A 22,196-nucleotide genomic window follows, 5' to 3' on the forward strand; every position below is an offset into this window, starting at 1 on the left:
AAGGCCCCGCGGCGACAAAGGATTTTGCCTGAGGCGGCCTTTCGCCCATAATCGTTCTTTTTTGCCGCACCCCAAATCCCGCAGGAGCCCCATGGAGCAATTTCGCAATATCGGCATTATCGGTCGCCTGGGCAGTACCCAGGTGTTGGACACCGTCCGCCGGCTGAAGAAGTTTCTGCTCGAGCGCCACCTGCATGTGATCCTCGAAGACACCATCGCCGAAATCCTCCCGGGCCACGGCCTGCAGACCTCGTCGCGCAAGATGCTCGGCGAGGTCTGCGATATGGTCATCGTGGTCGGCGGCGATGGCAGCCTGCTCGGCGCCGCCCGGGCGCTGGCTCGGCATAACGTGCCGGTGCTGGGCATCAACCGTGGCAGCCTGGGCTTTCTGACGGATATCCGCCCCGATGAGCTGGAAGTCGAAGTGGCCAAGGTGCTCGACGGCCATTACCTGGTGGAGAACCGCTTCCTGTTGCAGGCCGAAGTGCGCCGCCACGGCGAGGCGATCGGCCAGGGCGATGCCCTCAACGATGTGGTGCTGCACCCGGGCAAATCCACGCGGATGATTGAGTTCGAACTGTATATCGACGGCCAGTTCGTGTGCAGCCAGAAGGCTGACGGCCTGATCGTCGCCACGCCTACCGGCTCAACCGCGTATGCGCTGTCGGCGGGAGGCCCGATCATGCATCCCAAGCTCGATGCCATTGTGATCGTGCCGATGTATCCCCATATGTTGTCCAGTCGGCCGATTGTGGTCGATGGCAACAGTGAGCTGAAAATCGTGGTGTCCAAAGACATGCAAATCTACCCGCAAGTCTCCTGCGACGGGCAGAACCATTTCACTTGCGCCCCCGGTGACACCATCACCGTGAGCAAGAAGGCACAGAAGTTGCGCTTGATCCACCCACTGGATCACAACTACTACGAAGTGTGCCGTACCAAGTTGGGCTGGGGCAGCCGCTTGGGGGGTGGAGGCGACTGATGCTCGATCCCGCGCGTAGCTACGACCTGATTGGTGACGTGCACGGTTGCGCTCATACCCTTGAGCACTTGCTCGACCAATTGGGTTACCACAAGCAGGGCGGCACCTGGCGCCATCCGTCGCGCATGGCGGTGTTCCTGGGCGATATCATCGACCGTGGCCCACGCATCCGTGAGGCGCTGCATATCGTCCACGACATGACCGTGGCCGGGCAGGCGCTGTGCATCATGGGCAACCATGAGTTCAATGCGCTGGGCTGGACCACACCGGCACCCCCCGGCAGCGGCAGGCAGTTTGTGCGCGAGCACAACCCACGTCATGCGCGGTTGATCCACGAGACCCTGACCCAGTTCGAGCACCACCCGAACGATTGGCACGACTTCCTCGGCTGGTTCTATGACATGCCGCTGTTTGTCGACGCCGGGCGTTTTCGCGTGGTGCACGCGTGCTGGGATGAAGGCTTTATCCAGCCGTTGCGCGCCACCTTCCCGGATGGCTGCATTGACCAACACTTCCTGCAAGCCGCCGCCGTACCGGGCAGTTTCGCCTGCAATGCCTTTGATCGGCTGTTGCGCGGTACCGATATGCGCTTGCCCGACGGCCTCACCCTGACCGGTGGCGACGGCCTGACGCGGTCATTCTTCCGCACCAAGTTCTGGGAAGATGACCCCAAGACTTACGGTGACATCGTGTTCCAGCCCGACGCCTTGCCGGAGCCGGTGGCGCGTACGCCGTTATCGTCCACTGAGAAGAATTCCCTGCTGCGCTACGGCGTCGACGAGCCGCTGTTGTTTGTCGGCCACTACTGGCGCAGTGGTAAACCGGCACCGATCCGCCCGAACCTGGCCTGCCTGGATTACAGCGCAGTGTTGTACGGCAAGCTGGTGGCGTATCGACTGGACCAGGAAACCCAACTGGATCCGCGTAAATTCGTATGGGTCGACGTTGAGCGACCAGAGGCCATTCCATGAGTACCGTAGCTGTATTGCGCTTGCCCCTGAGCGTTGACCTGGGTGGTTTCGTCAAATTGCTGCAACGCATGCAAGTGCCCCATCGCGTCAGTGAAGAGGCCGGTGAACAGGTGCTGTGGGTGCCCGAGACCATCAGTGACGACGTGCGTGTGTTGTATCAGCGCTTCCCCGCCGGTGACCCGGACCAGCAACTGGATATTCCCGAACAGGCACCGGTTGCTCGGCCAGGCTTTGTCCAGCAAGTGCGCCATAGCCCGGTCACCGCGCTGGTATTGCTGGCCAGCCTCATCGTCGCTGCCGTGACGTTGCTCGGCGAAAACCTGCAAACCATGGCCTGGCTGACGTTCTTGCCGTTCCGGGTGCTGGGCGAGTACATCCAGTTCACGCCGCTGGCCGACACGCTCGCTTCAGGGCAGTGGTGGCGTCTGGTGACGCCGATGCTGATCCACTTTGGCATCCTGCATCTGGCCATGAACGGCATGTGGTACTGGGAGCTGGGGCGGCGCATTGAAGCGCGCCAAGGCGGCATCAACCTGCTGGGCCTGACCCTGTTGTTCAGCCTGGTCTCCAACTACGCGCAGTACGCTTATGGCGGCCCCGGTCTGTTTGGCGGCTTGTCCGGTGTGCTGTATGGCCTGCTCGGGCATTGCTGGATCTTTCAACTGTTGTCGCCCAACCCGGCCTATCGCCTGCCCCGTGGGGTGCTGGTGATGATGCTGGTGTGGCTGCTGCTGTGCCTTTCGGGGCTGGTCTCGATGATCGGCTTCGGCCAAATCGCCAACGCAGCCCATGTCGGCGGCCTGGTTATCGGTTGCCTCACCGGTTTGCTCGGCGGGCTGTACAACCGTCGCAAATCGTCTATTTGATAAGGAAGAGCCGAATGTCCTCTTTTGCTGAAATGATCGAAAACATTACCCCCGATATCTACGAGAGCCTCAAGCTCGCCGTGGAAATCGGCAAATGGTCCGATGGTCGCAAGCTCACCGCCGAGCAGCGCGAATTGTCCCTGCAAGCGATGATCGCCTGGGAAATCCAGAACCTGCCCGAGGAGCAGCGTACCGGCTATATGGGCCCGCAGGAGTGCGCATCTAAATCCGCGCCAGTACCGAATATCCTGTTCAAGTCGGATGCGATCCATTGATTGAAATTGGTCGCGGTGCAGTCAGCAAAATGTCGGCGCAACTCGGTGAGCCGACCGTTCAATACGCCTTTCGCCTTGGCGACACCGAGGTGCCGGTCAACCCGCTGATCGGCACCCATGTACGCCTGGAATACCTGGGCGCTATTCATTGCAGCCATTGCGGGCGCAAGACCAAGACCAGCTTCAGCCAGGGCTATTGCTACCCGTGCATGACCAAGCTGGCCCAGTGTGACCTGTGCATCATGAGCCCCGAGCGTTGCCATTACGACGCCGGCACCTGCCGCGATCCGGGTTGGGGCGAGACATTCTGCATGACCGACCACGTGGTGTACCTGGCCAACTCGTCGGGGATCAAGGTCGGCATTACCCGTGCTACGCAGTTGCCCACCCGTTGGCTGGACCAGGGCGCCAGCCAGGCGCTGCCGATCATGCGCGTGGCGACGCGCCAGCAATCGGGCTTCGTCGAAGATCTGTTTCGCAGCCAGGTGGCCGACAAGACCAACTGGCGTGCCTTGCTCAAGGGCGACGCGCAATCGGTGGACCTCAAGCAGGTGCGTGATGAGCTATTTGCCTCTTGCGCCGAGGGCTTGCTGGGTTTGCAGGAACGCTTTGGCCTGCAAGCCATCCAAACCATTGCCGACATCGAGCCGATTGAAATCCGCTACCCGGTCGAGCAGTATCCGACCAAGATCGTCAGCTTCAACCTGGACAAGAATCCGATTGCCGAAGGCACGCTGCTGGGGATCAAAGGCCAATACCTGATCTTCGATACCGGCGTTATCAACATTCGTAAATACACGGCCTACCAGCTCGCCGTGCATCAGTAGAAGGATCCCAAGCATGCGCACCGAACAACCGAAGATGATTTACCTTAAGGACTATCAGGCGCCGGACTACCTGATCGACGAGACGCACCTGACCTTCGAGTTGTTCGAGGACCACAGCCTGGTCCACGCGCAGCTGGTGATGCGCCGCAACCCCGAGCGCGGCGCCGGTTTGCCGCCATTGGTGCTCGATGGCCAGCAACTTGAGCTGTTGAGTGTCAACCTGGCCGACCAGCCGTTGACGGACGCTGACTACCAGTTGACCGACAGCCACCTGACCGTGCAGCCAAAGAGTGAGACCTTCACCCTCGACACCACCGTCAAGATCCACCCGGAAACCAACACTGCCCTGGAAGGTTTGTACAAATCCAGCGGCATGTTCTGTACCCAGTGCGAGGCCGAGGGCTTTCGCAAGATCACCTACTACCTCGACCGCCCGGATGTGATGAGCGTGTTCACCACCACGGTGATCGCCGAGCAGCACAGCTACCCGGTGCTGCTGTCCAACGGCAACCCGATTGCCAGCGGCCCTGGCGAAGACGGCCGACACTGGGCGACCTGGGAAGACCCGTTCAAGAAACCTGCATACTTGTTTGCGCTGGTGGCCGGTGACCTGTGGTGCGTCGAAGACAGCTTCACCACCATGACCAACCGCGAAGTCGCGTTGCGCATCTACGTCGAGCCGGAAAACATCGACAAGTGCCAGCACGCCATGACCAGCCTGAAAAAATCCATGCGCTGGGATGAAGAAACCTACGGCCGCGAGTACGACCTCGACATTTTCATGATCGTGGCGGTCAACGACTTCAACATGGGGGCCATGGAGAACAAGGGCCTTAATATCTTCAACTCCAGCGCCGTGCTGGCTCGCGCCGAAACCGCTACCGATGCCGCCCACCAGCGCGTCGAAGCCATCGTCGCCCACGAATACTTCCACAACTGGTCGGGCAACCGCGTGACCTGCCGCGACTGGTTCCAGCTGTCGCTCAAGGAAGGCTTCACCGTGTTCCGTGACTCGGGCTTCTCCGCCGACATGAACTCGGCCACGGTCAAGCGCATTCAGGACGTGGCGTACCTGCGTACGCACCAGTTCGCCGAGGACGCCGGCCCCATGGCCCACGCAGTGCGCCCGGACAGCTTTATCGAGATCTCCAACTTCTACACCCTGACCGTGTACGAAAAGGGTTCGGAAGTAGTCGGCATGATCCACACCTTGCTCGGTGCCGAAGGCTTCCGCAAAGGCAGCGACCTGTACTTTGAACGCCATGACGGCCAGGCCGTGACCTGCGACGATTTCATCAAGGCCATGGAAGACGCCAATGGCGCCGACCTCAGCCAATTCAAGCGTTGGTACAGCCAGGCGGGTACGCCGCGCCTGGCGGTGAGCGAGTCCTACGATGCAGCGGCCGGGACCTACAGCCTGACCTTCCGCCAGAGCTGCCCGCCAACGCCGGACAAGGTCGAAAAACTGTCGTTCGTGATTCCGGTGTCGCTGGGCTTGCTGGACGGGAAGGGCGCCGCTATCGCATTGCGCCTGGCCGGTGAGGCTACTGCTGTGGGCACCTCACGAGTGATCTCGGTGACTGAAGCCGAGCAGACGTTCACCTTCGTCGATGTCGCTGAAAAACCATTGCCTTCGCTGCTGCGTGGATTCTCGGCGCCGGTGAAACTCAGCTTCGCGTACACCCGTGACCAACTGATGTTCCTGATGCAGCACGACAGCGACGGCTTCAATCGCTGGGATGCTGGCCAGCAGTTGTCGGTGCAGGTGTTGCAGGAACTGATCGGTCAGTATCAGGCAGGCCAACCGCTGAAGCTGGATCAGCGCCTGATCGACGCGTTGCGCACGGTATTGAGCGACGAAAGCCTCGACCAGGCCATGGTCGCGGAAATGCTCTCGCTGCCAAGTGAAGCCTACCTGACGGAAATCAGCGAAGTGGCGGATGTGGATGCCATCCACGCGGCCCGTGAATATGCTCGCAAGCAGTTGGCCGAAAACCTGTTCGAAGGCTTGTGGCTGCGCTACCAGGCCAACCGTGAGCTGTCCAAGCAAACGCCGTACGTGGCAGAGGCCGAGCACTTTGCCCGCCGCGCCCTGCAGAACATTGCGTTGTCGTACCTGATGCTCAGCGGCAAGCCAGAAGTGCTGGCGGCTACCCTGGATCAGTTCGACACCAGCGATAACATGACCGAACGCCTGACGGCCCTGGCAGTGCTGGTGAACTCGCCGTTCGAAGCGGAAAAAGCCCAGGCCCTGGCGGTGTTTGCCGAGAACTTCAAGGACAACCCGTTGGTCATGGACCAGTGGTTCAGTGTCCAGGCCGGCAGCACGTTGCCGGGCGGGCTGGCGCGGGTCAAGGCGCTGATGCAACACCCGGCATTCACCATCAAGAACCCGAACAAGGTGCGCGCGTTGATCGGTGCATTTGCGGGCCAGAACCTGGTCAACTTCCATGCGGCGGATGGCTCGGGTTATCGCTTCCTGGCTGATTTGGTGATCGAGCTCAACACCTTGAATCCGCAAATCGCTTCGCGTCAATTGGCGCCGCTGACGCGCTGGCGCAAGTATGACAGCGCGCGTCAGGCACTGATGAAGGCGGAGCTGGAGCGCATTCGGGCGTGTGGTGAGCTGTCCAGCGATGTTTATGAAGTGGTCAGCAAGAGCCTGGCGTAAGGCTTTCTATTTGATGTGGCACCTCGCTTAGGCTCGGTGTGCCCGTAATCCGCCATGGATTACGGGCCGCGTGGTTTGACGGGGCGCCTCGGATCAAGAGCAGATCAAGAGCGGCTCGCTCGCATCGTGGTTACGGTGGGCTGCTACGAAGTTGTGTAGATACCTGTGTTCATCGGGGGCGAGCCCTAATGCCAATCAGCTAAGCGTACATTGCCCTCTGTAGGAGCGAGCTTGCTCGCGAAAAACGTCAACGATAAAGCGTGCTTCCTGAATGAACGCGGCGCCTGTGAATTCTTCGCGAGCAAGCTCGCTCCTACAGAGCCTTAACTGCCTGGTAAGCCCCTTCCCATATCAGTTCGCAGAGCATCCGGCATGACCTTCGACTCGCCCCTCATTGCCTATCAGCATGCCACCGCCCAGCAAGGCTTCGTCCCTGACGACGCCCAGCGTCGGGCGGTGCAGGCCTTGCAAGCGTGCCACGAGGCTTTGCATCAGGGGCGCTCGCCAATTGCCGGGGTTTACCTGTGGGGGCCGGTGGGACGTGGGAAGACCTGGCTGATGGATCAATTCCACCACAGCCTGCGAGTACCTTCACGGCGCCAGCATTTTCATCACTTCATGGCGTGGGTGCATCAGCGCCTGTTCCAGCTCACCGGAACTCAGGATCCTTTGCGAGCATTGGCTCAGGAACTGAGCCGGGACGTGCGCGTGTTGTGCTTCGATGAACTGTTTGTCAATGACATCGGCGACGCGATCATCCTCGGGCGGTTGTTCCAGGTGATGTTTGAGCAGGGCATGGTGATGGTATGCACCTCTAACCAGCCGCCTGATCAGCTGTATGCCGATGGCTTCAATCGCGAGCGTTTTCTGCCGGGCATCGACGCGCTCCAGCGCCATATGCAAGTGGTAGCGGTGGACGGTGGTGAAGATCATCGCCTGCATCCGGGTGTGGGTAAGCAACGCTATTGGGTGGATCAACCCAATGCACTGGCTTGCGTGTTCAAGCAATTAAGCCAAGGCCAAGGCGTGAGCAGCGGCGTGGTAAGCGTGGGTTACCGCTCCATTGTGGCAGTGCAGGCCAGTGACGCGGTGCTCTGGTGCCGTTATGCCGATCTGTGCGAGCAGCCCCTGTCCGCGATGGACTTCATGCTGCTGTGCGATCGCTTCCGGGCCATCCTGTTGGGCGAGGTTCCAAACCTCAGCGCCCAACAGCGCCCGGGGCGGATTGCCCGTGGCACCGAGGACGCTGCCGAGCGTGTGATGGCCGGAGACCGCCAATTGCCGCAGCTGTCGGTGCATGATGACAGCGTGCGGCGCTTTATCGCGCTGGTGGACGAATGCTACGACCGCAAGGTGCCACTTTTTATCGAAGCCCGGGTGCCCCTGGAATGCCTGTACACCGAAGGCTACCTGGCGTTTCCTTTCCGTCGCACCCTGAGCCGCTTGCAGGAGATGCAACTACAGCGCTTTGCGGTCTAGGAAAAATCGCCACTTCAGGGCCGTTTGCGCGATTTGATACAAGCAAGCTTCGCAATTTCCGTCAGATATTTGTAGTTAATCTCCTTCATCTACTGCCGACTCCACGCTTACAATCGAGGCTCTCAAAGGGGAACGAATCCCTGGTTGTCGTTATCGAGGAAGGAAATGGACACCCCAGACATTCTGGTGCTGCAAGCCAGCTATACCAACGAGGTGCACGCCAACGCCATCGGCTTGCTGCTCAACCATTATGCGCAAGACCCGATGGGCGGTGGCCACGCCTTGTCAGCCGATCTGTTGCAGCAACTGCCGGCCGAACTGGCCAAGCGCCCCCACGCGTTCAGCGTGTTGGCGTTCGTTGGTGGCGAACCGGCCGGGTTGGTCAATTGTTTCGAGGGTTTCTCGACGTTTGCTTGCCGCCCGCTGGTCAACGTCCACGATGTGGCGGTGATGGATCGGTTTCGTGGTTTGGGCTTGAGCCAGAAAATGCTGCACAAAGTCGAGGAAATCGCCCGTCAGCGCGGCTGCTGCAAGATCACTCTGGAAGTGTTGGAGGGTAATGCTGTGGCGCAATCGGCGTACCGCAAGTTTGGTTTCGATGATTCGGTATTTGATCCGAAGCATGGCCGTATGTTGTTCTGGAGCAAACTCTTGTAATAAATAGTTGGCAAAAAAAAGGCGCCATTCAATGGCGCCCAATAAACCTTTGCCAACGGAGCGGGATGGCACAGGGTGTTACGGATTAACTAAGCATTAAATCAACTGTTCGGTTGTTCCTGGCTTGCCGTGTCGACCTTCAACGTCTTTCCGTCGGCAGAGGCCGTTCGTTGCTCTGCCTCGCCGTGGGTTTGCTGTTGAATGAAGCTGAAGTTATCGTAGAACTCCTTCGAACGCTCTGAACCGCCCTCTGCAAAGGCAGCGGCGGAGGTCAGTGTCATCAGGCTGGCAAGCATCAACGTCGAGAGTTTCATCGCGGTATTCCCATTAAGAGTGATCAGTGTCTGGCCGGTCCTTGATCAGAATCATGGAGCGACTATGGCGCTATCTTGTTAAGTGGGAATTAACGGGTAGGCACTGCGAAGTTAACAGTTTTGTTAACTTCGCTGGGGGGGCTAAAGTTTCCAGTCCAATGCAAGCGTGATAGATCGCGGGTCACCCCAGTACACGCCATTATAGAATCCGACACGTTCGTAATATTTTTTATCAAATAGATTGTTGACGTTAACCGAGGCGGACACCTGTTCGTCGAACTGGTAGCGTGACATCAGGTTGATCACGGTGTAACCCTGCTGTGTGATCTTCGCCCGAGTGGTTATCGGCCGACCTTCGCTATTGCGTGCTCCTGTGGGCCGGTTGCCGAAATCGTGGATTTCGCTTTGCCAGTTCACTGCGCCACCAACGGTGAGGTTGCGCCATGCACCCGGCAGGCGATAGGCGCTGGAGACCTTCAACAGATTTAAGGGCTGGCCGGTATTGGTGCGTTTGTCTGAACCATTGAGCGAGTGTGTGTAGGTGTAACCGGCGGTCAGGTTCCAGTCCGGCCGTATTTCGCCAGCGGCTTCCAATTCGAAGCCGTTGACCTTGTTACCCTTGCCGCCAGACTTGTAGTACTCCTCGCCAGTGACGGGGTTGGGAGGGACCGAGTCATCGCGCTCTGCAACGTTGTCCTGGGTGCTCCAGAAATAAGCGGCCGCCAGGTTCAGGCGTTCATTGAGTAGGCTACCCTTGAGCCCCACCTCATAATTGCTGCCTACCACCGGTTCCAGGTATTTCTTGTTGACGTCACGCCTGTCTTGCGGCTTGAAGATATCGGTGTAGCTCGCGTAGACGGTGTACTGCGGGGTGATGTCATAGAGCAACCCTGCGTAGGGCGTCCACATGTCGTTGTGGGTCTGGTGTGTTTTGCCGGCAGCCGTCAGTTGATCATTGTCGTTGTATTCGGGCGTGGCGTTTTCCAGCTCCCAACTGCCGTAGCGGCTGCCCAGCACCGCGTGCAAGCGGTCCGTAAGGCTCAGGCGAGTGGCGAGGTAGCCGGCTTTCTGCTGTTTCTTGCTGTGTTCGCCCTTGAGGTCAGTGACCGTGTCGGCGAACTTGCCGATGCCGCCCATGTGCTTCCAATCCTCGATGGGGTAGTAGCTGGCAGGCAGGTCGCTGCGCATGAAGGGCGATACATCACGTTGGGCGGCCTCGCCATAGCCCATCATCAATGCGTGTTCGCGGCCCAGCAAGGTGTAGCTGCCGGCCAGGTTGAAGTCGATGGCTTCCATTCGCGACGTACCGCGCATATGGCTGGCCCAGGCCGTCATGCCGCTGCGGTCTGCGTTGGGAAAACCGGCGCCGCCGTAGTAAACCTTGCCATCGGTGTCACTCTGGCGATGGGTATAGGCGGCCTTCACGTGCCAGTCGCCGCCGAGCCGATGGTCAAGGGTGGCGAAGGTGGTCTTGTCAGTCAGCGGCCAGGAACTCCAGTGCGCCGCCATATTGGTGGAGCGAGGCAGCCTGGCCTTGTCGCCCTGGCTGTTCCAGTAGGGAACCGTGCCCCAGGAGGTGCCCTGTACCTGCTTGTCCTGGTAATCAAAACCTACCGCCAGCACCGTATCGTCTGAAAGGTCGCCTTCGAGAATGCCGTAGCCGACTGCACGCTGCAGCCCATAGTTATCGCGAAAGGATCGGCTGTCACGGTAGGCCAGTACGCTGCGCCCGCGCAACCTACCGTCGAACGCCAGCGGACCGCCCACATCGATGTAGCTGTAGTAGTTGTCATGGCTGGCACCACTCACGCCCGTCTGTGCCTGCCATTGGGCGGTAGGGCGCTTGCGCACCATGTTGACGGTCGCCGATGGGTCCCCCGCGCCAGTGGTCAGGCCCGTGGCGCCGCGTACCACTTCGATACGGTCGTAGATGATGGTGTCGGCGTCGGACTTCATGTAGCCGAATGTGTTGAGCATTCCATCAACCTGGAAGTTGTTGATGCCGTAGCCGCGGGAGGAGTAATAGACACGGTCCGAGTCGTTATGCTGAACGTTGATGCCGGTGGTCTGGCGCAGCACTTCGGTCAAGGTATTGAGGTTGAAGTCATCCATCTGCTGGCGCGTGATCACCGAGATCGATTGCGGGGTCTCTTTGACAGAGAGGTTCAGGCGAGTGGCGGTACTCATCGAGCCGGTGGTGTAGGCACCTGTGTGCTCGGTGGTGGCACCCAGGCTGTCTGCGCTGATAGTGGTCGCGCCCAGTTCCAGAGCTTTGATGGAGGCTTTTTCGGGGACGGTTTCAGCCAGTAGATTCGGGCTCAGCACAAGGCTGAAGAGCCCGAAGGTAACGGTGATGGATCGGGTAAAAGGCGCGAACATAGCGGCAGACTCCTTGTCATCTTCAAGCCCTCCCGGGGGTGGGAGGGCATGATTCAAAGACGAAAGGAGTTGGTGAACTTTAGGTTTTAACGAGAATGATTGTTATCTTTTTATTGCGAAGCACCTGATTACTTGGCCACCACTTCGGCGCCGTCGGCTTTCTTCGGCTTGATCAGGCTGAAGTCGATCAGCGCCTTCTGCTTGGTATCGTAAGGGTTGCCGATCAGCAGGGGGCGAGGCTTGAAACTGTCGCTGACCAGGCTCTTGCTGTGGTCCAGTTCATCAAAACTCAAGCCTGCCATGTCGGCCCAAGTGTGGATCAACTGCGAACTGCTGTAAGGCCGTTGCAGGTCGCCGGCGAAGCTCCAGTCGTGGCTTTCGCGCCATTTCGGTGAGGCGTAGGCCATGAACGGGATGGTGTACATCGGCGCAGTCGGCTTGCCTTCGTTCCGACCCAGGGTGTCGTGGCCGGCGGAGTCGAACACGTCTTCGCCGTGGTCCGAGAGGTACAGCAAAAAGCCGTTGGGATCGGTCTTGGCGTAGTCCTTGATCAGGCTGGAGACCACGAAGTCGTTGTACAGCACCGCGTTGTCATAGCTGTTGTAAGTGGGCAACTGTGCGTCGCTGACACCGGCCGGCACGCCTTGACGGTCGGTGAACTTGTCGAACGTCGGCGGGTAACGGTACTGGTAGCTCATGTGAGTGCCCAGCAGGTGCACCACGATGAACTTGCGCTCGGCGGTGTCGGCCAGGGCCTTGGAAAACGGCGCAAGCACATCACCGTCGTACTGGCGGGCGTTCTGGTTGCGGTTGTTGTTCAGGTACACCTGCTCGTCGGCCTGTTCGGAAAAGGTCGTGAGCATGGTGTTGCGCTTGGTCATGGTCTGCTGGTTGGTGATCCAGAAGGTCTTGTACCCGGCCTGTTTCATCACGCTGACAATCGACGGCGTCTTGAGGTACAGATCGGGGTTCTCTTCGTCGGCGAAGGTCAGCACCTGTTGCAGCGCTTCAATGGTGTAGGGGCGCGGGGTGATGACGTTATCGAACACGGCCAGTTGGTCGCGCAGCTTGTCCAGTTCCGGCGTGGTGTTGCGCGGATAACCGTACAGGCTCATGCGTTGGCGGTTGGTGGACTCGCCGATCACCAGCACCAGCGTGGACGGCTGGCCGGCCATGCTGTCCTTGAGGTTCTTCAACGGCGGGATCTGGCTGGCGCTGTTGAGCATGCCCTGCATATTGTCCAGCTGTTCGGTGTAGCGGCGATAGGCGACGATCATCTGCCAAGGCACGGCAGGCTCGATACGAGTTTCGAAGCGATCGAGGGCCGATTCCATGGTTTCGCTGGTAGCGATCTGCTTGACCAGCGGGTAGCCCACCACGGCCAGAACAATGGCGATGGCCGCCACAATCGACTGGCCGCGCGGCAGGTACACCGGGCGCAGGCGCGTCCAGAGGAAGATGGCGAAGGCGGTGTGGGCAATGAACGCCAGCACGATCCACCAGGCAAAATATTGGGTTGCGTATTCGCCTGCTTCAGAGATGTTCGACTCGAACATGATGAAGATTACGCTCTGGGAGAACTCTTGCTGATAAATGAAGAAGTAACCCAGACTGGCCATGGAACAGGCCCACAACACCACGCCGATCAAGGCGGCTAGCAGCCGTGTCTTGCGCGGGAACAGCAACATCGGCGCCAGCCACAGCGCACTCATGAAGAATGCCTGGCGGAAACCACTGAACCCGGAAGTGCCGGTCAGTTGGATAAGCAGTTGGGTAATACCGGAGAAATACCAGAAAAACAGGAATAGCCAACCAAGGCCGGCCCAATCAAAGCCTTTCGCAGTCGTCGTGCTGCGTTTGAACATCGCCATCCAGCGCCCCATCAGTCAATGATCGTCGCGCAGAGTCGCGCGACATCGGGCCGCTCAGAACGTGAGCGGCATCGCGGGCGGGAGTATCGGGATAAGCGTGTGAAAACTTTGTGAGTTTTCTGTAGGTGTTGCCTTACAAACTGACCAGACGCAGTCAGCAGAGCGCCGGCTTGGCCTGGGATGGCAGCTCGAGTTGGGCCTGGAGGTGTGAACGCAGACGCAGGACTTCCTGTTGCAACTGATCGCGCTCGTCCTTCAACTGGCGCAATTCATCGCGGCGGATGCTGACGTAGAGAGTCTGTGGCGGGCGGGTCATCTGTGCTGTGCTCATTGCTTACCTCGCAAATAGCCGGTAGATCGCGCTGCCCAAACAGGGTTTGGACAACAGTCGGAAGCAAGTTTGAATTCTTTTTTGCAGCAAGGGAACTTTTTTATTTTTGGCGGTCGTGTGACTTTTCGGGCGGTGATGGTGAAACGATGGCAACTTTTTTGTCATGAAACTACACGGATCTGCTCTGGACTAACCCTCATTAGCCTCATTGCGCTATAAACTATGTCACACATTTTTTAGTAGTTAGGAGCATCAGCACATGCAACTGGGGATTATCGGACTAGGCCGCATGGGCGGTAACATTGCGCGGCGCCTGATGCTCAATGGGCATACCACCGTTGTATACGACCGTAACGAAGCCTTCGTCAAAGCCTTGAGCGAGGAGGGCGCCACCGGCGTTGCCGACTTGAAAGCGCTGGTGGCCGGCTTGCAAAAGCCCCGTGCTGTCTGGGTAATGTTGCCGGCGGGCGCGCCCACCGAAGACACCATCAACGCACTGAGCGAACTGCTGGAAGACGGCGATGTGATCATCGACGGCGGCAACACCAACTACAAGGACGACGTGCGTCGCGGCAAGGCCCTGGCTGAAAAGGGCCTGCACTATGTGGACGTGGGCACCTCGGGCGGCGTCTGGGGCCTGGAGCGTGGCTATTGCATGATGATCGGTGGCGACACCGAGACCGTGAATCGCCTCGACCCGATCTTCAAAAGCCTGGCCCCTGGCCTTGGCAATATCCCGCGCACCAAGGACCGTTCGGCTTCTGCCGACCCACGTGCCGAGCAGGGCTACATTCACGCCGGCCCAGCGGGTTCGGGGCACTTCGTCAAGATGATCCACAACGGCATCGAGTACGGGATGATGCAGGCGTTTGCCGAAGGTTTTGACATCCTCAAGACCAAGAACTCGGAAAACCTGCCGCAAGACCAGCGCTTTGACCTCAACGTTGGCGACATCGCCGAAGTCTGGCGCCGTGGCAGCGTGGTGTCGTCCTGGCTGCTGGACCTGACCGCCGACGCCCTGGCCACCGACCCGAAACTCGACGGTTACTCCGGTTCGGTAGCCGACAGCGGCGAAGGCCGTTGGACCATCGAGGCGGCCATGGAGCAAGCGGTGCCGGTACCGGTGTTGTCGACTTCGCTGTTTGCGCGTTTCCGCTCCCGTCAGCAAAGCACCTACGGCGACAAAATGCTGTCTGCCATGCGCTTCGGCTTTGGCGGCCATGTGGAGACTTCCAAAAAATGACCGCCAACGGCAAGAAACCCAAGGCCGAACCTGCTCCACCTACCACGTTGTTTCTGTTTGGCGCCCATGGCGACCTGGTCAAGCGGCTGCTCATGCCGGCGCTATACAACCTTAGCCGCGACGGGCTGCTGGGCGAAGGCCTGCGCATTGTCGGCGTTGATCACAACGCCATCAGCGACGCAGACTTCGCCAAGAAGCTTGAGGATTTCATTCGCACCGAAGCCGCCGGCAAAGTCCGGGGCAATGCCGAACATGCCCTGGACCCCGCGTTGTGGGCGCAGTTGGCCAAAGGCATCAGCTACGTCGAGGGCGATTTCCTCGACGACGGCACTTACGCGGATATCGCGCAGAAGATCGCCGATAGCGGCACCGACAACGCGGTGTTCTACCTCGCCACTGCACCGCGCTTCTTCAGTGAAGTGGTGCAGCGCCTGGGCAGTGCCGGCTTGCTGAATGAAACGGACGATGGTTTTCGGCGCGTGGTTATCGAAAAGCCGTTCGGCTCCGATCTGGCCACCGCCGAAGCGCTGAACGCGTGCCTGCTCAAGGTGATGAGCGAGAAGCAGATCTACCGCATCGACCATTATCTGGGCAAGGAGACGGTGCAGAACATCCTGGTCAGCCGTTTCTCCAACGTGCTGTTCGAAGCGTTCTGGAACAACCACTACATCGATCACGTGCAAATCACCGCTGCTGAAACGGTAGGCGTTGAAACCCGAGGCAACTTTTTCGAAAAAACCGGCACCTTGCGCGACATGGTGCCCAACCATCTGTTCCAGCTGCTGGCGATGGTCGCCATGGAACCGCCGGCAGCCTTTGGTGCCGATGCGGTGAGGGGTGAGAAGGCCAAAGTGGTCGGTGCGATCCGCCCCTGGTCGCTGGAAGATGCGCGGGCCAACTCGGTGCGCGGCCAATACACCGCCGGTGAAATCGCCGGCAAGCCATTGCCCGGCTATCGCGAAGAAGCCAACGTCGCGCCCGACAGCAGCACCGAGACCTTCGTTGCGCTGAAAGTGATGATTGATAACTGGCGTTGGGTTGGTGTGCCGTTTTACTTGCGTACCGGCAAGCGCATGAGCATTCGCGACACCGAGATCGTGATCTGCTTCAAGCAGGCACCTTATGCGCAATTTCGCGATACCGAAGTCGATGAGCTCAAGCCCACTTACCTGAAAATCCAGATCCAGCCGAACGAAGGCATGTGGTTCGACCTGCTGGCCAAGAAGCCGGGGCCGACCCTGGAGATGGCCAATATCGAATTGGGCTTTGACTACAAGGACTTCTTCGAAATGCAGCCCTCGACGGGTTACGAAACCCTGATCTACGACTGCATGACCGGCGACCAGACCTTGTTCCAGCGTGCCGACAACATCGAGAACGGTTGGCGTGCAGTGCAGCCGTTCCTGGATGCGTGGAAGCAAGACGACGGTATCCAGGCCTACAAGGCCGGTGAAGATGGCCCGGCGGCGGCCGATGCTTTGCTGGCCCGTGATGGCCGTGCCTGGCATAGCCTCGGATGAGTGACGCAACGATTCATCCCATCCGCTTTGTCCTCAGTGATGTAGACGGGACGCTGTTGCACCCCGACCACAGCCTCAGCCAGCGTACCGCCGACGCGATCCGTGCGATGCGTGAAGCCGGAGTGTTGTTCAGCCTGGCCAGCGGGCGTCCGCCCAAGGCCATGCTGCACCTGATCGAAACCTTTGGCATCGATGTGCCGGTGGCTGGCTTTAATGGCGGTACCTTGGTCAACCCGGATGGCAGCATTCTGGTTGCTCACCATTTGCCGGCAGAAGCAGCTCTGGTCACCCTGGCGTTGTTTTCTGCCGAGCCGGACGTAGAAGTGTGGGTGTTTGCCGACGGCGATTGGCTGCGTCGTGACCCGCCAGGGCCAATGGTGCAGCGCGAAGCCGATGGCTTGGGCTATGGGCCGGTGGTGGTGGAGAGTTTCGAGCCCTACCTGGACCGGGTCGACAAGATTGTCGCGGCCAGTAACAACACGCAGTTGCTGGTGGAGCTGGAAGCGCAGTTGCAGCCCAAGGTCCAAGGTTTGGCTCAGGTATCGCGTTCGCAGCCTGTGTATCTGGACGTAACCGCAATGCTGGCTAACAAAGGCGAAGCCTTGAAAACCCTGGCCGAGCACCTTGGCGTGCCGTTGGACCAGACCGCCGCCATTGGCGACGGTGGCAACGATCCAGCGATGTTTCACGTGGCTGGATTGTCGATTGCCATGGGCCAGGCCGAAGAAACCGTCAAGCGCCAGGCCAATGTGGTGACCGGCAGCAACGTCGAAGACGGCGCTGCCGAGGCGTTCGAGCGGTTTATTCTCGCGACACGCTAAGTACTTGAAGTGTTATTGCACAACTTCCAGCCGATGTTTGGCGTTGGCTGGAAGTTGCCGCATTAAATTACTTCGGCATTACCCAGGACTGTAACTGGTGACCATCTTTATCGAGCTCGGCGCGGGCCTGCAACAACAAGTCTTCAAGTTGGGCCGGGTCGGTATAGGCAGTCGAGGACAGCTGTTTGCTGCCGATACGGGTGTTGGTACGGTCGATGACGCTCAGGCTGAGAGCGCCAACGCCATCGTGCCAGGCCACGCACTGAAAGGGTTGGAAGGCACGGTCTGCAATCAAAAGAGCTTCGTTGATGCGCAGCGGAGCGTTCATTTGGGTCTTCTCTCTGTATGCCCATTCAAGTGAGTACCGGCGGTTGGGCTGACCGTGCGGTGGGTTACTTGTACTGATGCACGATGGTGGGGTGCGGGTCACATGCTAGAGCAAGAAATTTTAACTTTCCCTGACTAACGTCATGTAAGCGGCTGTTTTGAAAGCTGAATGAAAGTTTCAGTGACGGGCAACTTTTCGCTCGCGACGGCACCCACATGGCTTTTTGCCCACACTTATAGCGAAATAGTACAAGGCGAGCGTCAAGATCTTGCTAGGGTTAGCTGCAAGCGCCGCAAATCGTTGTTTCTAAATAACTTTAATAACATTGGCGCCAAGGAATCGTCATGGTTGATACACCTGTTCAACGCCGCTTGCTGGTAGTCGACCCCTGTGATGACTGCCACAGGCTGTTGCCTGGGCTGCGCACGGCAGGCTGGGAAGTGGACAGCTGTGCCTTGCAGGCGGTGGGGGATCGCTCTTGCGACGTGGGCCTGCTGCGTTTGCAGCCCTGTCACCTGGAACGCCCCGAGGCGGTCAAGGAGCTGATTGGCCGCAGCGGTACCGAATGGATCGCCGTGCTCAGTCCTGAAGTACTGCGTTTGCAGAACGTCGCAGATTTTGTCTGCGAATGGTTCTTCGATTTTCACACCTTGCCGTTCGATGTGGCTCGGGTCCAGGTGACCATGGGGCGCGCGTTTGGCATGGCGCGTCTGCGGGGCAAAGGTGTCGTGCCGGTAGGTGAGCCCCATGAGTTGTTGGGTGATAGCCGCCCGATTCGCGAACTGCGCAAATTGTTGTCGAAGTTGGCGCCCACCGAGTCGCCGGTACTGATCCGTGGCGACAGCGGCACGGGCAAAGAGCTGGTCGCCAAGACCCTTCATCGACAATCCCAGCGCCACGCCAAGCCGTTTGTGGCGATAAACTGTGGGGCGATCCCTGAACATCTGATCCAATCGGAATTGTTCGGCCATGAAAAGGGCGCCTTTACCGGTGCGCATCAGCGCAAGGTCGGACGCATCGAAGCAGCCCACGGTGGCACGTTGTTTCTGGATGAAATCGGCGATTTGCCGATGGAGCTGCAAGCCAATCTGTTGCGCTTTCTTCAGGAAAAACATATCGAGCGCGTCGGCGGCAGCCAACCCATCTCGGTGGATGTGCGCGTGCTGGCGGCCACCCATGTGGATCTTGAAGCGGCGGTAGAGAAGGGCGCCTTTCGCGAGGACCTGTATTACCGCCTCAATGTCCTGCAAGTAGTCACGGCCCCATTGCGCGAGCGTCATGGTGACGTGGCGATGCTGGCCAATCACTTTTCGCGTTTCTACAGTCAGGAAACCGGCCGACGTCCGCGCAGCTTCAGCGAAGAGGCGCTGGTGGCGATGGGGCAACACCCGTGGCCGGGCAACGTGCGCGAACTGGCCAACCGTGTGCGTCGTGGCCTGGTATTGGCCGAAGGGCGCCAGATCGAAGCCGTGGACCTTGGCCTGCAAGGCCAGCAGGCACTTTCGCCGCCAATGGCGACACTGGAAGATTACAAGCACCGAGCCGAACGCCAGGCGCTGTGCGATGTGCTCAACCGGCACAGTGACAATTTCAGTGTTGCCGCCCGTGTGCTGGGGATCTCCCGGCCGACGTTCTACCGGCTGCTGCACAAGCACCAGATTCGCTAGGGCGGATAGTGGACCAAGGCTCTCCGTAGGAGCGAGCTTGCTCGCGAAAAACGCCAACGATAACGCGTGTTTCCTGAATGAACGCGGCGCCTATGAGTTTTTCGCGAGCAAGCTCGCTCCTACATTTTTAAGCGTTCGCCTCTCGATCAGAAGTAGTACGGGAATTTCAGGCTGAACGTAAAGTCCGGCGCATCATCCGTCATCCCAATCGCCAGGTTCGGCACGATGGTCAGGTTATCCGAGGCTGCAATCGTCATACCCACGTTGAAATAACCGGCGTTGGCATCGCTGGACACCACCGATTGCCAGTCGCCGCCGTCCGGCTTGAGCTTGCTTTTGCGCTGCACCAGATCGGAAACCGAGAACGACATGCTCATCTTCTCGTTCAAGGCGAACGCCACACCGACACCAAACTGGAAACTGTCGCCCAGGCGTACCTTGCCTCCTACCTTCTGATTGACTTGACTGCTGATGTCATCGAAGGAGTCTTCAAAGTTGTGGGTGTATGACAACGAACCGAACAGCACGGCCGGGTCGAAGGTTTTGACCAGGGAAATGCCCGGTGTAACCGACCAGACCCCGTTGCCCGTGGGCAGGCTTTCGGGTACGTAGAGGTTGTCGTTGTTCGGTTGCTGGACCAGTTTGATGCCAAAAGGCTCCTTGCCCGTCGGCGCCTTGACGCGCACCGATACCACCGCATCCGGCAAAGTCGAGGTTTCGTCGAGGAACTTGTAGGCCACGCCAAAGTTGACATCGCCGATGGTCGGGTCGCGAGTCACTGAGCCTTCGGAGGTGGCGGTGGCATCGTTGCCGGCGCCGCCGGACTGGTAGGTCGAGTCGCGGTATACCACGGGTACGTTCAGATCGAACTGCCAGCGGTTGTCTACGTTGTAGCGCCCGGTAAGGTCCAGGGTCCAACTGTCGGACTTGATCCTGTCCAGGTTGATATTGCCCAGGAAGATCGAGTCCAGCGCCAGGAAGCCATTCAGCGTCAATTGACGTGCATCGTAACGGGCATAGGTGATGCCGGTTTCCACGCTGAACTTGCCGTTGCCGAAAAAGCCGCTGGCCTCGTTGTACAGGTTGCTCACACTTTGCGCAGGGGCCGAGTCGTCCTTGAGGGATTGGCCGTAAGAGCTGCCGCCACCGCCTGCACCACCCGACGCTGCGGCGGCACCCGTGCCCGTGGCGGCGACAGCGTTAGCACCTTGTTTGAAGTCGGCAGGTGATTTGGCCAGGCGTCTGGGGGCGGGCGCTACCGGTTGATCTTCTACCTGGCGCACGCGTTGCTCCAGCACGGCCAAGGCTTTTTGTTGCACGTCGTAGCGTTGCTTGAGTTCCAGAAGTTCCTTTTTCAGGGTTTCGATATCGGCGTCTGGCGCGGCATACAGCACGGATGCGGGCAAGAGCGTACTCAAACAAACCACCGCACGTAGCGATAACGATCGATGCATGAAATAAGCCGTCCTTTTCTAATGCGAAAGTGTCGAGGGTCAGCGTAGTTCAATAACCGAGCGTGCGTAGGCCTTTGAGTTGATCCAAATTGCAGTTCAACGCGCCGTTGTTCAAGCCGGTATTGTTCATCACGACGTTGAGTTGTGTAATGTTTCTGACAAGGTTGCTGTTGCCGGTCAGCACCGTACCCTGCAGCACGTTGCCGCCGCCGATCTGTTGCAGGCTATTGCCCTGGTTATGGTTGGCCTGGATCGCCATCTGCACGCCGCCATTGTTGGCCGAAACGCTGACGCGGCCCGCCGCACTGTCACCGGTCACGGTGCCGCCGGCGACCAGCACTTGCCCCGTTTGCAGGTTACTGGCGGGGGCGACGCCATTCTCGATGTTGATGCCCACATCGTTGTAGGCGGTGTTGCTATCGCCTGCGGTGCGCACACTTTGGGTCACACCCTGGCCGCTGCTGAGCCCGGCGCCACCGACCACGTTACCGGTGCCGGTGTTTGGCAGGCTGCCGTTACCCGTCGAACCGGTGGTTTGCACATAGAACTGCGGGGTAACAGTGGTTTTGTCGATTTGCATGTTGGCCGCGCCGGTAATGCGGTCACCGACAGCGTTGGTCCAGGTGCTGCTCATGACAATGCCGAAGCTGATGATCCGCCCCGGCATGACGTAGCGGCCGCGCAACTCGGCCATCTCTGCATCCTTGAGTTCGATCGGTTTGAAAGCCGATGAAGCATAGGCGGGCATAGCGGCTGCCAGACACAAGACCGTCAGCCAACGGAAAGTGTTCATCTGCTGCTCCTGGGGCGTCCTGCCCCTTATTGCGCTTCTAGAAGAAGTCGCTCTGGATAAAACCGAAATCCATCAACTCGGCATCGCCCACGGGCCGGAACTCGTTCAACTGGTTCTTGGCGGTCAGCGGTGTGGGAGGGTCGAGCAAGACGTTGGTCTTGTCGTAACCTTCGCCCAGCACGGCAAACACAATGCCATTCCAGCCTTTGACGAAGTCGTCACGGGAATAGCGCTTGTGCCCCAGCACAGGGTCGCCGATATACACCCAGTCCTTGTCGGCCCGCTGCAGCACCACAAAGTGCTTGTAGCCACGAATTTCCAGCAGCACCACCACGGGAATCTTTACCGTCACCAGGGTATCGGGGGCGATCTTGTAGCCGCGGGCACGCATACCGATGCTTTCGAGGTAACGCTTCATGTCCAGCATGGAAAAGCCCTGGGTACGCACCAGGTCCTGGTCGGCAGTGACCAGCATCCCTTTGATGATGTGGTCTTCGTCGACGTCCAGCCAATAGGCCTGGCGCAGGATGGTGGCGAGTGCCGCGGCACCACAGCTGAAATCGGTTTTCTGTTCCACCAGGTTGGCGAACCGGCGCTCACGGATGCTCTCGACCTTCTTGAAAATCACCGCACCGCCGGGCATGGCGGAAATTGCCATGGTGCCTGCCCACGTCGTGCCGGTGAGCAACATCAAGAGGGTGAGGGTCGCGAGACGCATGATCGAATGACCTGTTGGACACTGGAATA

The 22,196-nt window shown here is 59.1% G+C and carries 20 protein-coding genes; 12 read left to right on the forward strand and 8 right to left on the reverse strand.

Annotated elements, in window-relative coordinates; genetic code table 11:
• Positions 1 to 91 precede the first annotated feature (91 nt).
• The 8 genes from TX23_RS15075 to TX23_RS15110 all read left to right on the forward strand — a co-directional run bounded on the left by TX23_RS15075 (position 92) and on the right by TX23_RS15110 (position 8,728).
• Complete coding sequence (locus tag TX23_RS15075; RefSeq protein ID WP_003217892.1) at positions 92 to 982, forward strand: NAD(+) kinase; 891 nt, start codon at positions 92 to 94, stop codon at positions 980 to 982.
• A complete protein-coding gene (locus TX23_RS15080) occupies positions 979 to 1,953 on the forward strand; it encodes a metallophosphoesterase (RefSeq protein WP_407071384.1) in 975 nt (324 codons plus the stop codon). The genes TX23_RS15075 and TX23_RS15080 overlap by 4 nt, the downstream gene beginning before the upstream one ends.
• On the forward strand, positions 1,950 to 2,819 hold the full coding sequence (locus TX23_RS15085; RefSeq protein WP_057702865.1) for a rhomboid family intramembrane serine protease: 870 nt from the start codon (positions 1,950 to 1,952) through the stop codon (positions 2,817 to 2,819). The genes TX23_RS15080 and TX23_RS15085 overlap by 4 nt, the downstream gene beginning before the upstream one ends.
• A gap of 14 nt (positions 2,820 to 2,833) precedes the next feature.
• Positions 2,834 to 3,094 (forward strand): YeaC family protein, encoded by a 261-nt coding sequence (locus TX23_RS15090; protein WP_003190750.1) that lies wholly within the window; start codon positions 2,834 to 2,836, stop codon positions 3,092 to 3,094.
• Complete coding sequence (locus TX23_RS15095) at positions 3,091 to 3,921, forward strand: DUF2797 domain-containing protein (RefSeq protein ID WP_003190752.1); 831 nt, start codon at positions 3,091 to 3,093, stop codon at positions 3,919 to 3,921. The genes TX23_RS15090 and TX23_RS15095 overlap by 4 nt, the downstream gene beginning before the upstream one ends.
• 13 nt (positions 3,922 to 3,934) lie before the next feature.
• On the forward strand, positions 3,935 to 6,592 hold the full coding sequence (pepN, locus tag TX23_RS15100; RefSeq protein WP_057702866.1) for an aminopeptidase N: 2,658 nt from the start codon (positions 3,935 to 3,937) through the stop codon (positions 6,590 to 6,592).
• Between the two features lie 372 nt (positions 6,593 to 6,964).
• On the forward strand, positions 6,965 to 8,071 hold the full coding sequence (gene zapE, locus TX23_RS15105; protein ID WP_057702867.1) for a cell division protein ZapE: 1,107 nt from the start codon (positions 6,965 to 6,967) through the stop codon (positions 8,069 to 8,071).
• A 165-nt stretch (positions 8,072 to 8,236) separates the two neighbouring features.
• Complete coding sequence (locus TX23_RS15110) at positions 8,237 to 8,728, forward strand: GNAT family N-acetyltransferase (protein WP_057702868.1); 492 nt, start codon at positions 8,237 to 8,239, stop codon at positions 8,726 to 8,728.
• Positions 8,729 to 8,829: 101 nt separating this feature from the next.
• Here TX23_RS15110 and TX23_RS15115 read toward each other — a convergent pair whose 3' ends face one another.
• The 4 genes from TX23_RS15115 to TX23_RS28025 all read right to left on the reverse strand — a co-directional run bounded on the left by TX23_RS15115 (position 8,830) and on the right by TX23_RS28025 (position 13,623).
• On the reverse strand, positions 8,830 to 9,042 hold the full coding sequence (locus tag TX23_RS15115) for a hypothetical protein (RefSeq protein ID WP_057702869.1): 213 nt from the start codon (positions 9,040 to 9,042) through the stop codon (positions 8,830 to 8,832).
• A gap of 141 nt (positions 9,043 to 9,183) precedes the next feature.
• Positions 9,184 to 11,421, reverse strand: a complete 2,238-nt coding sequence (locus TX23_RS15120; protein ID WP_057702870.1) for a TonB-dependent siderophore receptor — start codon at positions 11,419 to 11,421, stop codon at positions 9,184 to 9,186.
• Positions 11,422 to 11,549: 128 nt separating this feature from the next.
• Entirely contained in the window at positions 11,550 to 13,292 is a 1,743-nt protein-coding gene (locus TX23_RS15125) for a phosphoethanolamine transferase CptA (RefSeq protein ID WP_057702871.1), read from the reverse strand.
• Positions 13,293 to 13,446: 154 nt separating this feature from the next.
• The gene (locus TX23_RS28025; protein ID WP_157243918.1) at positions 13,447 to 13,623 is read right to left on the reverse strand and encodes a DUF6026 family protein; all 177 of its coding nucleotides are present in this window, start codon (positions 13,621 to 13,623) and stop codon (positions 13,447 to 13,449) included.
• Between the two features lie 259 nt (positions 13,624 to 13,882).
• Between TX23_RS28025 and gnd the strand changes: the two genes are divergently transcribed.
• From gnd to TX23_RS15140, 3 genes are read left to right on the forward strand one after another with little or no spacing between them, the layout of a single operon-like run.
• Positions 13,883 to 14,866 carry a phosphogluconate dehydrogenase (NAD(+)-dependent, decarboxylating) gene (gene gnd, locus TX23_RS15130; RefSeq protein ID WP_057702872.1) on the forward strand — a complete coding sequence of 328 codons (984 nt, stop codon included), beginning with the start codon at positions 13,883 to 13,885 and terminating at the stop codon, positions 14,864 to 14,866.
• Positions 14,863 to 16,386: a glucose-6-phosphate dehydrogenase gene (zwf, locus tag TX23_RS15135; RefSeq protein WP_057702873.1), complete on the forward strand. Its 1,524-nt coding sequence runs from the start codon at positions 14,863 to 14,865 to the stop codon at positions 16,384 to 16,386. The genes gnd and zwf overlap by 4 nt, the downstream gene beginning before the upstream one ends.
• Entirely contained in the window at positions 16,383 to 17,207 is an 825-nt protein-coding gene (locus TX23_RS15140; RefSeq protein WP_057702874.1) for a Cof-type HAD-IIB family hydrolase, read from the forward strand. Before zwf ends, TX23_RS15140 begins: the two co-directional genes overlap by 4 nt.
• 67 nt (positions 17,208 to 17,274) lie before the next feature.
• On the opposite strand, the gene TX23_RS15145 is transcribed toward TX23_RS15140, so the two are convergent.
• Entirely contained in the window at positions 17,275 to 17,535 is a 261-nt protein-coding gene (locus TX23_RS15145) for a hypothetical protein (RefSeq protein WP_057702875.1), read from the reverse strand.
• Positions 17,536 to 17,879: 344 nt separating this feature from the next.
• Between TX23_RS15145 and TX23_RS15150 the strand changes: the two genes are divergently transcribed.
• Complete coding sequence (locus TX23_RS15150) at positions 17,880 to 19,202, forward strand: sigma-54 dependent transcriptional regulator (protein WP_057702876.1); 1,323 nt, start codon at positions 17,880 to 17,882, stop codon at positions 19,200 to 19,202.
• A gap of 146 nt (positions 19,203 to 19,348) precedes the next feature.
• Here TX23_RS15150 and TX23_RS15155 read toward each other — a convergent pair whose 3' ends face one another.
• The 3 genes from TX23_RS15155 to TX23_RS15165 are packed head-to-tail and all read right to left on the reverse strand — an operon-like array spanning position 19,349 to position 22,167.
• Complete coding sequence (locus TX23_RS15155; protein ID WP_057702877.1) at positions 19,349 to 20,656, reverse strand: hypothetical protein; 1,308 nt, start codon at positions 20,654 to 20,656, stop codon at positions 19,349 to 19,351.
• A 49-nt stretch (positions 20,657 to 20,705) separates the two neighbouring features.
• On the reverse strand, positions 20,706 to 21,449 hold the full coding sequence (locus TX23_RS15160) for a hypothetical protein (protein ID WP_057702878.1): 744 nt from the start codon (positions 21,447 to 21,449) through the stop codon (positions 20,706 to 20,708).
• Between the two features lie 37 nt (positions 21,450 to 21,486).
• Positions 21,487 to 22,167, reverse strand: coding sequence for a C39 family peptidase (locus TX23_RS15165; protein ID WP_057702879.1), 681 nt, complete (start codon positions 22,165 to 22,167; stop codon positions 21,487 to 21,489).
• Positions 22,168 to 22,196 lie beyond the last annotated feature (29 nt).

Origin of the sequence: Pseudomonas paralactis (genome assembly GCF_001439735.1) — a bacterium.
Lineage (GTDB): Bacteria > Pseudomonadota > Gammaproteobacteria > Pseudomonadales > Pseudomonadaceae > Aquipseudomonas > Aquipseudomonas paralactis.

Coding starts and splice junctions, on each gene's coding strand:
- zwf (WP_057702873.1), top strand. CDS start 14,863: ATGACCGCCAACGGCAAGAAACCCAAGGCCGAACCTGCTCCACCTACC.
- TX23_RS15145 (WP_057702875.1), bottom strand. CDS start 17,535: ATGAACGCTCCGCTGCGCATCAACGAAGCTCTTTTGATTGCAGACCGT.
- TX23_RS15140 (WP_057702874.1), top strand. CDS start 16,383: ATGAGTGACGCAACGATTCATCCCATCCGCTTTGTCCTCAGTGATGTA.
- TX23_RS28025 (WP_157243918.1), bottom strand. CDS start 13,623: ATGAGCACAGCACAGATGACCCGCCCGCCACAGACTCTCTACGTCAGC.
- TX23_RS15155 (WP_057702877.1), bottom strand. CDS start 20,656: ATGCATCGATCGTTATCGCTACGTGCGGTGGTTTGTTTGAGTACGCTC.
- TX23_RS15165 (WP_057702879.1), bottom strand. CDS start 22,167: ATGCGTCTCGCGACCCTCACCCTCTTGATGTTGCTCACCGGCACGACG.
- TX23_RS15085 (WP_057702865.1), top strand. CDS start 1,950: ATGAGTACCGTAGCTGTATTGCGCTTGCCCCTGAGCGTTGACCTGGGT.
- TX23_RS15120 (WP_057702870.1), bottom strand. CDS start 11,421: ATGTTCGCGCCTTTTACCCGATCCATCACCGTTACCTTCGGGCTCTTC.
- TX23_RS15090 (WP_003190750.1), top strand. CDS start 2,834: ATGTCCTCTTTTGCTGAAATGATCGAAAACATTACCCCCGATATCTAC.
- TX23_RS15160 (WP_057702878.1), bottom strand. CDS start 21,449: ATGAACACTTTCCGTTGGCTGACGGTCTTGTGTCTGGCAGCCGCTATG.
- TX23_RS15125 (WP_057702871.1), bottom strand. CDS start 13,292: ATGGCGATGTTCAAACGCAGCACGACGACTGCGAAAGGCTTTGATTGG.
- TX23_RS15075 (WP_003217892.1), top strand. CDS start 92: ATGGAGCAATTTCGCAATATCGGCATTATCGGTCGCCTGGGCAGTACC.
- pepN (WP_057702866.1), top strand. CDS start 3,935: ATGCGCACCGAACAACCGAAGATGATTTACCTTAAGGACTATCAGGCG.
- TX23_RS15115 (WP_057702869.1), bottom strand. CDS start 9,042: ATGAAACTCTCGACGTTGATGCTTGCCAGCCTGATGACACTGACCTCC.
- TX23_RS15110 (WP_057702868.1), top strand. CDS start 8,237: ATGGACACCCCAGACATTCTGGTGCTGCAAGCCAGCTATACCAACGAG.
- gnd (WP_057702872.1), top strand. CDS start 13,883: ATGCAACTGGGGATTATCGGACTAGGCCGCATGGGCGGTAACATTGCG.
- zapE (WP_057702867.1), top strand. CDS start 6,965: ATGACCTTCGACTCGCCCCTCATTGCCTATCAGCATGCCACCGCCCAG.
- TX23_RS15150 (WP_057702876.1), top strand. CDS start 17,880: ATGGTTGATACACCTGTTCAACGCCGCTTGCTGGTAGTCGACCCCTGT.